We start from the raw sequence: 13685 nt of genomic DNA, 5'->3' as shown, positions 1-13685 counted from the left end.
TGAATTTAAATAATCAGCGTTGCGTTGATTTCTATTCTTCTTTACTTATTAGGTTTTGGCTAAAGCCAAATTGGATGGTTCTTTCAAAAAAACAGGCTAAAACCCGTTTCTATTGATGTAGAAGGTGTTTAATGTTCACATTATACATTATACATTATACATTATACATTATACATTATACATTATACATTATACATTATACATTATACATTATACATTATACATTATACATTATACATTATACATTAAAAGGCCTCCACATGGGAAGCCTTTCTGTTATTTCATATTCACTACTTTATCTACGACAAACTTTGTGTTTCCTCTCCAGGGAAGTGCCCCGTTGTATTCTTTGTAATGGAGATCAAAGGTTTTACCGCTATTGGTTTCCAGTTGTTTGAAAACTTCAGGGTCATCCACAGAAAATTCAAACTCATAGCTTGTAATACCTCCTGCTTTACCTTTTCCAAATCCTTCCTGAATCAGTTTACCTTCATAAGTTTTGAAGATATAGCCTTTTTTCATGGCATAATTCAGGTATCCGGATTTCACGCCTTCTCCAAAGACGAAGAAGTACTTATACCATACAAATACTCCTAACAATAGCAGTACGACACCGAGAGTGATCCACAAAGATTTTTTCATAGAATGTGTGTTTTAAAAATAGTTATTTTGCGATACTTCTTGAGATCACGATTTTCTGAATTTCAGAAGTTCCTTCGTAGATCTGAGTGATTTTTGCATCTCTCATTAATCTTTCTACGTGATATTCTTTTACATATCCGTATCCACCGTGGACCTGTACTGCTTCAATAGTAGTATCCATCGCTACCTGAGAAGCATATAGTTTCGCCATAGCCCCGCTTTCGGAAATGTCTTTTCCTTCATCTTTTTCACATGCTGCCTTGAAGCATAACATTCTGGCTGCAGTAATCTGAGTAGCCATATCAGCTAATTTAAAAGCAATTGCCTGATGGTTGATGATTTCGGTTTTGAAAGCTTTTCTGGTTTTAGCATATTTTAAAGCTAATTCATACGCTCCCGAAGCAATACCTAATGCCTGAGAAGCAATTCCGATTCTTCCTCCGTTCAATACCGCCATTGCAAAGTTGAACCCGAATCCGTCTTCACCAATTCTGTTTTCTTTCGGTATTTTTACATTATTAAAGATCAAAGAGTGGGTATCACTTCCTCTGATTCCTAATTTGTCTTCTTTCAGTCCGATTTCAAAACCTTCCCATCCTCTTTCTACGATAAAAGCATTGATTCCTTTATGTTTTTTCTCCGGGTCAGTTTGAGCAATTACGATATAATAAGAAGCTGTTCCACCGTTTGTGATCCAGTTTTTAATACCATTTAAAAGATAGTAATCTCCTTTATCTTCCGCTGTTGTTTTCTGAGAAGTTGCATCAGAACCTGCTTCAGGCTCAGATAATGCAAATGCTCCTATTACCTTTCCGCTAGCAAGAGGAGTAAGGTATTTTACTTTTTGTTCTTCAGAAGCAAACTTTTCAAGACCGGCACAAACCAATGAATTGTTTACAGACATTACAACAGCAGCTGAAGCATCTATTTTTGCAATTTCTTCCATTGCCAAAACGTAAGAAACACTGTCCATACCTGCCCCTCCGTACTGTGGATCAACCATCATTCCTAGAAGACCCATCTCACCCATTTTCTTAACCTGTTCTGCAGGGAATTTCTGGTCACGGTCTCTTTCAATAACTCCAGGTAATAATTCATTTTGTGCAAAATCTCTTGCCGCCTGCTGAATCATCAACTGTTCTTCTGATAAATTAAAGTTCATAAAAAAATAATTAGATAGCCGTAAATTTACACTTTTTAAGCAAATCTGGAAATATAAATTAGAAGTTAGAAGAGAGTGATTAGAAGTTAGTTAAAAAAAGTAGACTTCAAAGTGACTTATCGTTATAAAATAATCAATATATTATGGTAAACATTCAATTATCTCATTCAAACTTCAAAAATTAAAAAAAATGCTTATATTTAGATTTCTTTATAAATTACTTAAAAAATCATGACGATAAAGAGATTATTCGATATTCCTCACTACGCTTTGGAAAAATATCCTAAAGCGGATATGTTTGTTACCAAATACCATGGTGAATGGAAAAAAACTTCTACCCAAGAGTTTATTAATGAAGGAAATAAGATATCCAGAGGATTACTGAAACTGGGAATAAAACCAGGAGATAAGATTGCATTGATTACTACCAATTCCCGCACGGAATGGGCTATCATGGATTTCGGAATGTCTCAGATCGGTGTTGTTTCGGTACCGGTTTATCCCAGTATCTCCCCGGAAGATTATGAATTCATCTTCAATAATGCAGAAATACAGTATTGTTTTGTTTCTGACAAAGAGCTGTTGAATAAAGTAATGAAAGTAAAACACAATATTCCCAGCCTACAGGGGATCTTTACTTTCGACAATATAAGCGGTGCTGCCAACTGGAAAGAAATTCTGGATCTCGGTAAGGATGAATCTACACAAATTGAAGTAGAAGATCTGTCCAATGCCATCAATACTGAAGACCTGGCAACGATTATTTACACTTCCGGAACTACCGGCAGACCTAAAGGGGTGATGCTGACCCACAATAACATCGTTTCTAATGTATTGGGATCTATTCCAAGGATTCCCAAGAAAAGAAGCCTTGACTACAAGGAAACAAGAGCATTAAGCTTCCTGCCTATCTGTCATATTTTTGAAAGAATGCTGTTTTATCTTTACCAATACAAAGGATTTTCACTCTATTTTGCTGAAAGCATCGAAAAAATGGGAGAAAACGTAAAAGAAGTGAAACCTCATTATATGACTGTTGTTCCGAGACTGGTAGAAAAGGTGTATGATAAGATTTATAATACCGGTTCTTCTGCAGGTGGGTTGAAATCAAAAATATTCTTCTGGGCTTTAAATTTGATTAGTAAGAAGAAAGAAATTTCAAAACCATCCGGAATACAGGAAATCATTGCAGATAAACTGGTTTTCTCTAAATGGAGAGAAGGCTTGGGAGGTGAAATTGTCACTTTAGTTTCCGGATCAGCAGCTTTATCTACAAGACTGAACCTTATGTTCCAGAATGCAGGAATTCCTATTTTGGAAGGATATGGCTTAACGGAAACATCTCCGGTAATTTCGGTGAACAGCTTTGAAAAAATGAAAGTGGGAACCGTAGGGGTACCTTTAGATAATTTAAAGGTAAAAATCCAGGAAGATGGCGAGATTACAGTAAAAGGACCTTCTATATTCAAAGCGTATTTCAAAAATGAAGAAATGACCAAAGAAGCTTTTACTGAAGACGGATTTTTCAAAACAGGAGATATCGGGCATATTGACAGTGATGGATTTTTACAGATTACAGACCGTAAAAAAGAAATGTTCAAAACTTCAGGCGGGAAATATATAGCACCTCAAACTATTGAAAATTTAGCAAAGGCATCTAAATTCATCGAACAGATCATGGTTGTGGGTGATGGTGAAAAAATGCCGTGTGCGTTGGTACAGCCTGATTTTGAATTTGCAAAAAGCTGGGCCATGCGAAATAATTTAAATATTGGCACTACCCCTGAAGAGATTGCTAAAAGCACTGAATTAAAAGAAAGAATAGAAAAAGAAATTGAGGGTATTAATGAACACCTTGGAAACTGGGAGAAAATCAAAAAGATTGAATTGACTCCTGAAGTATGGAGTATTGAAAGCGGACTGCTTACTCCAACTTTAAAGCTAAAAAGAAAGGCTGTAAAAGAGAAATTTATGTCCCTCTACAATAAGATGTATGATCATCATGAATAAAACACTAACCGCTTCTTTTGGAGCGGTTTTTTTATGCTTTAAAAAAAGATTATGATGTTTTTAATGTTTAGGCTAAAGCCATTGGAATAGGGGTCTTAAGGTAAACGGACTAAAGTCCGTTTCTATTGAATATTTTAGTATTTCAAACCATGCAACGTCCTGTTTTGTCATTTCGAAGGAATCTAAACCAGCATTTTCATAAACAGCGAAGAGGTTCTCTCTAAAAGCATTTGTGTTATTTGTGAAAATATTTGTGCCATCAGTGTTTAGCAACCACAATATATTTTTAAAAATAAAACAGACCAGGACCATTTCTATTGGACACTCCCCTTCTAACCTATCCGATTATCAGATATTTCAAACCACCCAACGTCCTGTTTTGTCATTCCGCAGGAATCTAAACCAGCATTTTCATAACAGCGAAGAAGTTCTGTTTAAAAAGCATTTGTGTTATTTGTGAAAACATTTGTGCCATCAGTGTTTAGCAATCACAATATATTTTTAAAAATAAAACAAACCAGGACCATTTCTATTGGACACTCCCCCTTCTAACCTATCCGATTATCAGATATTTCAAACCACCCAACGTCCTGTTTTGTCATTTCGAAGGAATCTAAACCAGCATTTTCATAAACAGCGAAGAAGTTCTGTCTAAAAGCATTTGTGTTATTTGTGAAAATATTTGTGCCATTAGTGTTTACAACCATCTCCCAAAAGCAACATCTATTTCAAAAAGACTATAAAAAAAGCTGTCTCATTTCTGAAACAGCTTTTGTATTATTTAAAATCGATAATTAGAATTTAATTACAGACTTCATTTTTTCATTTTCTTCCATTACCAACTCATCGTCTACAAGGATTTTTCCAGAGTGTTCGTCAATAATGATTTTCTTTCTCTGAGCAATTTCCATTTGCTTTTGAGGAGGAATAGTGAAGAAAGATCCTTTTGGAGCTCCTCTTTCTAATCCTACTACTGCAAGACCGTTGATAGAGTTTGTTCTGATTCTGTTGTAAGAAGCCAATAATCTTTCATCAATTTTACCTGCGAATTCTTTAGATTGCTCTAAAAGATATTCTTCTTCTTTTTGAGTTTCAGACACAAGATCATTTAATTCTTCTTTCTTGAATTTCAAGTGATTCTTTAAATCATCAATCTTTGCGTTCAATTCGCTTAAAGTTTCGTTTTTGTGAGCAATTTTAACCCCGAATTCTTTAATTCTCTTATCAGCAAGCTGAATTTCCAGATCCTGGAATTCAATTTCTTTTCCTAATGCTTCAAACTCTTTGTTGTTTCTTACATTATCCTGCTGAGATTTATATTTCTCAATTAAAGCTTTTGCATGGTTAATAACTTCATGCTTGGTTTTAATCTGATCATCCTGTTCTTTGATGTCTGCATGAAATTTTTCAGCTCTTTTCTCAAGACCTTCAATCTCGATTTCAAGATCTTCAACTTCAATTGGCAATTCTCCTCTAGTATTTCGGATTTCATCCAATCTTGAATCAATGATCTGTAAATCGTATAAAGCTCTTAATTTTTCTTCAACTGAAATATCGTTGGTTTTTGCCATATGTTAAATGAAATAATTTACTGGGTTTGTTTTTTCAATAGATTTTGAAATTGCAAATGTACTAAATTTTTGTGATAAAATTTCAAATAATTGTTGACTTACAAATTGTTCTGATTCATAATGGCCTATATCACAGATCAGCATTTTAGACTCAGCTAAAAAATAATCGTGATATTTAAGATCCCCTGTGAGATAAACATCACATTTTTTGGACATTGCAGCTCTTATTCCACTGGCTCCGGATCCTCCGAGAACGCCTACTTTTTTTATTTTTTTATGATTAAAGGCAGAATGTTTTATCACCTCAAGACTGAATTTTTCTTTTACAAACTGCAGAAAATCTTTCTCATCCATTTCTTCCGCAAGCTCTCCATACATTCCAAGTCCTGCATGATGGTTTTTATTATCCAGACTGTACACCTGATGGGCCACTTCTTCATATGGATGTGCAGCTTTCATTGCACCAATGATCTGCCCCTGTTTATAGGATTCAAAAATTACGGAAATCATATCCTCATCAGCATTCTCACGGATATTCTGCTCTCCGGAAAATGGATTGGAACCTTCTACCGGCTTAAATGTCCCGTTCCCGTTGACTGTAAAACTGCATTCATCATAAAAGCCTATATTTCCGGCTCCTGCTGAAAACATAGCCTCTTTTACCTTTTCAGAATAGTCTTTAGGTACAAAAACCGTCAGTTGTTTCAGGTTATTTTCTTTAGGCTGAAGAATTTTCATGTTCTTTAATCCCAGCTGACTGCATATTCCGTAGTTCACTCCAAAGAAATCATTATCAAATGCTGTATGAATAGCATAAATGGCAATTTTATTTTCAATAGCCTTTAAAACAGCTTTTTCAACATAATTTTTACCGGTTAAGGATTTTAGCCCTGAAAATATGATAGGATGAAAACAGACAATCAGATTACAGTTTTTCAGGATCGCCTCTTCCACTACATTTTCCAATGCATCATGACACACCAGAATTCCACTCACATCCCGATCCGGAACACCACACAGCAATCCCACATTATCAAAATCTTCTGCCTGTCTGATACTTATTTCCTCTTCAATCTTTGAAATTACAGCTCTTAGCTTCATTAGTCTATTTTTACAGTTACAGCGAAGATATTAATTTTACAAGGATTCCGAAACAATTTCTGCCTCAATAAGAACCTACTGATCCATAATAATGCCAGATGGTAATATTTGGAATTTCCTTTTAACAATCCTATCTTTACTTCATACTTCATAAAAATGATTATCTTCATTGTGAAAATAACCCGATTTTAAATGGAAAGAGAACACAATCTTGTTCCCGAAGACTCCCTCTGGAAAAGATACCTTTACAGGATAATTTACCGGTCCGACACTAAGCTCGGAAAACTTTTCGATATCATATTACTATCTTTAATTCTTGCCAGTACTGCTATCATTATGATGGAAAGTGTACCTCAGCTTGACAAAAGATTTCATTATACGTTTTTGATCCTGGAATGGATTATCTCTATTTTCTTTTCCATTGAATATTCCATGCGGATTGCCGTGGTAAAAAATAAGAAACACTATATTTTCAGTTTCTTTGGGATTATTGATTTTTTTGCACTGGTTCCATTTTACTTAAGCTTCTTCTTTCCCGTAACGAAATATTTCCTGATTTTCAGAATGTTGAGAATGCTCAGAGTTTTCAGGGTTTTCAACCTTATGGACTTTATGAATGATGGTTCCGTGATTGTCAGAGCCTTAAAAAACAGCTCCCGGAAGATTTACATTTTCCTTTTATTCTTAATTATTTTTTCGGTAATTGTTGGTTCTCTTATGTTTATGGTAGAAGGAGGAAGACCGGGGTTTGAAACCATTCCACAATCTATTTATTGGGCGGTGGTTACTGTAACTACGGTAGGATATGGAGATGTGTCTCCTATTACACCTTTAGGGAAGTTTTTTGCAGTGGTTCTGATGTTGGCCGGTTATTCTATTATTGCAGTTCCTACCGGAATTGTAACAGCAGAAATGCGCAATAAAAGACAGAACCTGGAAAAGGTATGTGAGCGGTGTGGCAACGAAGATATTGATGATGATGCCAGATACTGCAAACAATGTGGCAAGAAATTAGCTTGATATTTTATATTCATTTAATTTATCAACCAAATACCACAAAATCATGGAACCACAAAAGAAAAACAAGCCCAATAGCTTAGTCATTATCCTTTTTGCATTAGTTGTACTAATGATTATCATCTACTTTATTCTTGTCATGTTCTTTCCCACAGTTTTTGATATGATGAATACAGGAGATATACAACCAGTACCCAATAAATAATGAGTCATAAATACTCTATATCACCATAAAAAAGGAAGAGCGAAATATTTCACTCTTCCTTTTTTTATGATAAGAAATCAAAGCTGTTCTTTTTACTTTTTAATCGCTTTAATAGTCTGCTTAGATCCATCTTTCATGTGTAGCGTTATTAAATACATTCCTGATTTCAGATCTCCTAAATAAAGAACTGAAGCCGGCTGATCAATACTCTTCACCAATCTTCCGGATACATCCGAAACAGAAATTGATTTTATCTGATCAACTTTTGAGAGATTCAGTACTTCTGTAAATGGATTCGGATAGGCCTGAACTGTATTTTTAGCTTTAGAAGTTTCTGAAGTTGCAAGGTTTTCTTTATTAATAGAAATCGTAAATGTTCCTTCTAAATCGTCAGACCATGTACTGTAACTTCCTACATTCACATAATAGGCCGTTCCGGCAACAGTTGGGATAGAAATTGTTTCTGTTTCTCCAGCTCCGTTTCCATCTATAGTATCCACACAAGTTAAGCTGCCACATGCACCACTGAATACACCGATTTGAGAATCAAAATAACTATCTGCAGGTGTTGTTACGGTGATATCAAAAGTACTGCCATCCCCTGTGAAAGTAAACCATGTTCCATCATTCATCCCATTCGTACACTCTTCAAGGTATGCTCCATTATTACTGGCTCCTGCAGCATCAGACTGTGTATAGCTATATGGGAATGCAGCGGCAGTTAAAGCACCTGAGCACTCATCATTAGCTGGTGGCGGAGGTATGGTTCCGACACATAAATTAAAGCTCTGAGCTTCCCCTGCTCCTCCATAGCTGTATACCCTTACATAATAAGTATCCCCCGCCGTAAGACCGGTAAGAATTTCCATTCCTCCATATCCGCACAGCGTACTGACAAGACTTGCACAATCTCCGCTAAAAACCTGATAATAGGCATCCTCATTAAAAATACTTCCAATAGAAGCTACATTGCTGAGCGTAATTGCATGACTGGTAGCTGTTGCTGTAAATTTAAACCACACATCATCATCTGCCTCACCATAGCACGGATCAGTAAGTAATGCTGAGTCACTTGCTCCCAAAGTGTATCCGGATGTTACAGTGCCACAGTTCATATCTGGATTTACTGTAAGCGCGATGGCATTTGCGCATTCATCATTAGCAGAAGCAGGAGGAGCTGTTCTGAATTTAATAATAGAACATCCTGCAGATTCGCCTCCTGCACCTACTGCTGTTACTTTAAGATAATAATCTGTATCAATAGCTAATGGGGATGAAGGTGTAAAATTGTTGACGGTTACAGACTGCTGATTAACAATATCAGTTCCTCCAGGTGTAGTCCCTATAGAAATCTTATAGCCTGTAGCTCCCTGAGGGGCATTCCAGGTAATATCTGGCGACACCGGTATAAAGGTTGAATTATTTCCCGGATACCCAACCATAGGACAGGCAGGAACAGGATTGATAGTAAGACCCATAAGGCTCACTACAGACCTGTAATCCAACATTTCTCCTGTTGGCGGGCTTGCAGGGTCAGGATTTGTTGAATCACTGCTGTAAGAAAGGGTACGGTCTGTTACAGAACCGTACTTAAATACAGAGAATATGTTATCATCATCGTAGTCTGGTGCATTTTCTTCTGCTGCAATGACTAAATTCTGTGTGTTATTGTATGGAAATGGGGTAGCAAAAGTTATTTCTATTACTCCATTGGCATTAGTAACGGTTCCCGCATACACTTGAGTCAGCTGGGTTACAGGAATCCAGTCATCTTCAGATGTAAAATTTGTTTTTGCTGTATGGCCCAGATAAACAATCCAGTCTGATGAGTTATCTATAGACGCTGAAGCATCCAGGTAGAATTTAAGGCCGGTGATGTTTCCTGCCGCATTCGCGTTAATCTCCTGCTTGGTAAAGATCTGCTGAATATATGAATATTCATAATAAGGATCTACCGGGGCGTTCCCGGTCTCAGTGCTCCCTTCTCCAAGGTTGATTTGAGCATTTAGTATCATGCTTATTGTAAGCAGCCATAAAAGTAATACTTTCTTCATATTTTTTTAATTTAGTGTTAACTTGATTACCAAATTAATAATAATTTCAACACAATGTTAAAAAATTTAAAAAATTATTAAAAAAAATCAGCAGCTATAAAGCTGCTGATTAATTAATAAGTGAAAAATAAAGAATTTTATTTTTTTATGACTTTAAAAGTCTGTTTGGATCCATCTTTCATATATAATACAGCCAAATACATTCCATGGTTTAAATCTCCCAATTGAAGGACAGAAGAAGGAGACTCTATAGTTTTCACTACCCTTCCTGCCAAATCAATGACTGAAACAGATTTCACCTGAGAAACATCTGAAATATTAATATTATCAGTAAACGGATTAGGGTACACTTTAAGCCCCTCTTTAACCTTTGTTTCAGAAGTAGCCAGCTGTGCAGCTGAAATTTTAAAGTTATCTATGAAGAAATCATAGTCTTCAAGATCATCTACCGTACCCGAAGAACCGTAAAATGCAAAGATTGTATTAGGATTGGTATATCCGGTAAGGTCTAAAGAATAAGTATTTAATGCATTGGAAGGCCCGTTGGCTGCTGTCCATGTATTCAATACGGTCCATGTAGTTCCGCCGTCTGTTGAAACCACAAATTGCACGGTATCATCACTTCCCATAGGAGATGAAACAGTATCAGCATAGTCTGTCACAGCATAGTCAAATTCTACTTTATATCCTCCGGCAGAAAGGTCAAATGCTGCAGTTTTAAGCCAACCAACTCTGTTGTCGTTGTAAATATTCATTTTAGCAGCACCCGTAGTTCCGGAATTAAGGAATCCATCTGCAATCCATAATGCGGAAGCTCCTGTAGGACCTGTAGCAGGCGTTCCTCCGGAAGCCTGTGACCAACACGTTCCCGGAAATGTAGAAAAATCATTGGTATAAGCAGGAACAACCGCCAGGCAAGCCGTGGTAAATATTGCCGTACCTACCCATGCTCCTTTATCTGTGCCATTACAGTTAGATCTTACCCAAACATTATAGGTTGTATTAGGGGTAAGGCCTGATAAAGTTCTGCCAGTAGCCGTAATATTAGTTATTGTTGCTGCAGTTGCTGCAGTAGGGGCTACATTGGAGGTAGAATAATAAATTTCATATCCACTGCCCGGAGCAGTTGCCGGAGCTGTCCATGAAATATCAGCACTTTGAGCAAGAACAGCAGATGCTACTAATGCTGTGGGTTCTGAACATGCAGGAATCGGTTCGTAGTTTACATCATCAATAAGAACACTGTTTGCAGGGCTTCCTGTATGTCTGAAAGCAAGTGTGGTAGTTCCTGCCGGAGCGGTAATATTATTTATTATAAAATTATCCAGAACAGATATACTGGTAGTTGTAAAAATACCGAGACTTACAAAAGAAGATGCTGTTGTTGGGTCTGTTAAATATCCCACTTCAACCTTTCCTCCTACAGTAGAATTTGATCTCGCTTTGAATCTCAATCTGTAAAGACCTGTATCTAATGTACTTACCGGTCTCATTTTCACTACCGCGATATTGCTGGTGGTAGAAGAATAGATATACAGGACATTGGGAGCACTTGCCATTGAACTGGTCTGAATATTGGCACTTCCAGCTGTTCCTACCTTGCCCCAGCATGCAGGCCAGCTTCCTGCTGTTACTCCATCAAAATTTTCAGAGAAAGATGTAACAGTACCACAAACAGTCGAAAAGTTTCTTTCTGTACAGTTCGTTGAACTTTGTGTAGCTGTATAGGCACCTACTGAATAATAATAGGTTGTTGAATTATTAAGAACGGTAGGTAAGGTATAGGTAGTTACATTTCCTACATCTACATTATTCATCACATCAGTTCCTCCGGGAGTGGTTCCTATTCTTAATTTGTATCCGTTAACTCCGGTTACAGCAGACCAAGTAAAGGTGGGTGATAACGAAACATCAGCAGCAGAAGATGCCGGTGCAGACACTGTAGGACAAATTGATAAGGTAGTAAAATTCCTTTCTGTACAACCCGTAGAAGTTTGGGTGGCATTATAAGAATTGATTGTATAATAATATTTTGTATTATAAGCCAGCTCATTAGGCAGCGTATACGTAGTAACATTTCCTACATCAAAAGCATTTAACACATCAGTTCCACCTGCAGTTGTTCCTATAGATAATTTATAGCCGGTAGCGTCAGCATTGGCTGCCCATGTAAATGTAGGTTTCAAAGCCACTGCGGTGGCAGATGAAGAAGGTGCAGATACACTAGGACAGAATGTCTTGGTTGAAAACGTAGACCCATATACCCAGATACTCTGATCAGCTCCGCAATTGGACCTTACCCAGAGATAATAGGTACTGGACGGTGTAAGTCCTGTAAGGGTTTGAGTTGTACCGGTAGCTCCTGTAAAGGTTGGTACAGATGCAGCAGTAGGAGCTGTTCCTGAGGTACTGTAATATATATCATAAGTAGGAGCTGCAGTAGTAACCGTCCAGTTGACAGGAACAGTGGTAGCTGTTGTGGTTCCGGTAGTAACCGTTGCCGGCATCAGGCAGTTCATAGCGCCCACTTTAACATTGTCTATGAATATATCATCACTTCCAAAATCTCCTGTCGCAAGAAATCTTATCACTGCAGTAGAGCTATTGGAGCCTAGTACAACGTTTTTACTAGACCAGGTAGCAGAAGTTCCGAAAGCAGTTCCTACCGTTGTAAAGGTAGCTCCACCATCGGTTGAAAGCTGTATTTTTAAATTATCTGTACCGGAAGCATTCACATAATCAAAAGAAAGCACCCTCTCCCCTGTTCCGGAAGATAAATCAATATACAGATCCATATATCCATAAAGACCTGCAGAAACGTGGTAAGAATGGAATCTTGCCGCAGGAGCTGTTGCCGGAGAAGAAATAGGCGTGGCAGTAGTTTCTGAGACATCGTTCCATCCTGAGACGCTTGTAAAGCCGGCATTAGCCACTGTCAACTCGGTAGATCTCCATGAATTATCTCCTCTGGAAGGCCATGACCTCCAGTTTGAAGCATTGGGAAGATCACCCACAGAATTTCCATTACCCCAGGCCGAAAAAGTTTCAGTATAAGGCATAGAAGCATATGATGGAGTACCCACCCATGTTCCCGGAGTGTATTTAAAGCTAAGACCGGAAGCCGGAACCGTATTTCCGTTAGTAGTTCCTAAGGTACAGGATGTAGTGGTAGATCCTGCCCCAGCAGCAGTATTCGTCCAGTCGGTTCCTACCCTGTTATTTAAATCAGAGCTCTCTCCTCCTTTTAACCCTACCTGTCCACTTAACGTAGAAGTTCCGGAAGTACAATCACCATACAAAATCTCTACGGTATTGTCTGTTGTATCCAATACGATCTGAAAATTTAACTTTTGGGCAGCAGAGCCACTGTTACTTTGAAGATCTGTATACTGAACGACAAACTTGGAACCGATTGTTTCGTAAGCAATCTCTGAAGTAGTGGTATTAGCAGCTCTTAAATTAGCTGTAAATCCGGCTACAGCACCTTCAAAAGCGGTATTGGTAGTCAGAACACTGGTATTACCGGCTGAAGGAGCAATACCAAAGGTAATATACCCATTGTTGCTGATGTAAATACTGGTGTACGTTTTACCATTGTACTTAAATGGAGCGGGCAGGCTAATAGCTGCAGAAGCAGCATCTGTATTCAAAACAGTTCCTGACTGCCAGACCGTTTTACCTGCAGATAACGGAGTGTAGGTACCCAGACTCTGAACAAATCCATATCCATTATTGGTATTAGGATTTGCAGTTTGTGGAGGACCTACCTGTGCAGATACGCTATAAAAAAAAGCAGCCATGCACGTGAGTAGAAATTTTTTCATATATAGTAAATAAAAATTAGAGGGTAAATTTAAATAAATATTAAATTAAAAATCATAAATTAATTTAAATCAATAATTAAAAATTAATAAATACCCATT

Annotated in this window: 9 protein-coding genes; 3 read left to right on the top strand and 6 right to left on the bottom strand. The window is 37.4% G+C overall.

The window, feature by feature from the left end; genetic code table 11:
* Positions 1–276: 276 nt before the first annotated feature.
* Entirely contained in the window at positions 277–642 is a 366-nt protein-coding gene (locus tag MP477_RS11390) for a hypothetical protein (protein ID WP_257190522.1), read from the bottom strand.
* 22 nt (positions 643–664) lie between these two features.
* Positions 665–1804 carry an acyl-CoA dehydrogenase gene (locus tag MP477_RS11385; RefSeq protein WP_230034288.1) on the bottom strand — a complete coding sequence of 380 codons (1140 nt, stop codon included), beginning with the start codon at positions 1802–1804 and terminating at the stop codon, positions 665–667.
* A gap of 231 nt (positions 1805–2035) precedes the next feature.
* Here MP477_RS11385 and MP477_RS11380 point away from each other — a divergent pair, with 231 nt between their 5' ends.
* Positions 2036–3814 carry a long-chain fatty acid--CoA ligase gene (locus tag MP477_RS11380; protein WP_257190521.1) on the top strand — a complete coding sequence of 593 codons (1779 nt, stop codon included), beginning with the start codon at positions 2036–2038 and terminating at the stop codon, positions 3812–3814.
* Positions 3815–4608: 794 nt separating this feature from the next.
* Here the strand turns inward: MP477_RS11380 and MP477_RS11375 are convergent.
* Positions 4609–5385: a zinc ribbon domain-containing protein gene (locus MP477_RS11375; protein WP_230034284.1), complete on the bottom strand. Its 777-nt coding sequence runs from the start codon at positions 5383–5385 to the stop codon at positions 4609–4611.
* Positions 5386–5388: 3 nt separating this feature from the next.
* Positions 5389–6486 (bottom strand): Nif3-like dinuclear metal center hexameric protein, encoded by a 1098-nt coding sequence (locus MP477_RS11370; protein ID WP_257190520.1) that lies wholly within the window; start codon positions 6484–6486, stop codon positions 5389–5391.
* 192 nt (positions 6487–6678) lie between these two features.
* Here MP477_RS11370 and MP477_RS11365 point away from each other — a divergent pair, with 192 nt between their 5' ends.
* A complete protein-coding gene (locus MP477_RS11365; RefSeq protein WP_230034273.1) occupies positions 6679–7506 on the top strand; it encodes an ion transporter in 828 nt (275 codons plus the stop codon).
* A 43-nt stretch (positions 7507–7549) separates the two neighbouring features.
* A complete protein-coding gene (locus MP477_RS11360; RefSeq protein WP_230034271.1) occupies positions 7550–7708 on the top strand; it encodes a hypothetical protein in 159 nt (52 codons plus the stop codon).
* Positions 7709–7800: 92 nt separating this feature from the next.
* On the opposite strand, the gene MP477_RS11355 is transcribed toward MP477_RS11360, so the two are convergent.
* Positions 7801–9762 (bottom strand): T9SS type A sorting domain-containing protein, encoded by a 1962-nt coding sequence (locus MP477_RS11355; protein WP_257190519.1) that lies wholly within the window; start codon positions 9760–9762, stop codon positions 7801–7803.
* A 137-nt stretch (positions 9763–9899) separates the two neighbouring features.
* Entirely contained in the window at positions 9900–13586 is a 3687-nt protein-coding gene (locus MP477_RS11350; RefSeq protein ID WP_257190518.1) for a fibronectin type III domain-containing protein, read from the bottom strand.
* Positions 13587–13685 lie beyond the last annotated feature (99 nt).

The sequence above is a fragment of the Chryseobacterium sp. WG23 genome, assembly GCF_024586575.1.
GTDB lineage: Bacteria > Bacteroidota > Bacteroidia > Flavobacteriales > Weeksellaceae > Chryseobacterium.
The sequence above is the reverse complement of the archived record's forward strand: the minus strand, read 5'-3'. Positions and strand labels throughout refer to the sequence as shown.

Coding starts and splice junctions, on each gene's coding strand:
- MP477_RS11390 (WP_257190522.1), bottom strand. CDS start 642: ATGAAAAAATCTTTGTGGATCACTCTCGGTGTCGTACTGCTATTGTTA.
- MP477_RS11385 (WP_230034288.1), bottom strand. CDS start 1,804: ATGAACTTTAATTTATCAGAAGAACAGTTGATGATTCAGCAGGCGGCA.
- MP477_RS11380 (WP_257190521.1), top strand. CDS start 2,036: ATGACGATAAAGAGATTATTCGATATTCCTCACTACGCTTTGGAAAAA.
- MP477_RS11375 (WP_230034284.1), bottom strand. CDS start 5,385: ATGGCAAAAACCAACGATATTTCAGTTGAAGAAAAATTAAGAGCTTTA.
- MP477_RS11370 (WP_257190520.1), bottom strand. CDS start 6,486: ATGAAGCTAAGAGCTGTAATTTCAAAGATTGAAGAGGAAATAAGTATC.
- MP477_RS11365 (WP_230034273.1), top strand. CDS start 6,679: ATGGAAAGAGAACACAATCTTGTTCCCGAAGACTCCCTCTGGAAAAGA.
- MP477_RS11360 (WP_230034271.1), top strand. CDS start 7,550: ATGGAACCACAAAAGAAAAACAAGCCCAATAGCTTAGTCATTATCCTT.
- MP477_RS11355 (WP_257190519.1), bottom strand. CDS start 9,762: ATGAAGAAAGTATTACTTTTATGGCTGCTTACAATAAGCATGATACTA.
- MP477_RS11350 (WP_257190518.1), bottom strand. CDS start 13,586: ATGAAAAAATTTCTACTCACGTGCATGGCTGCTTTTTTTTATAGCGTA.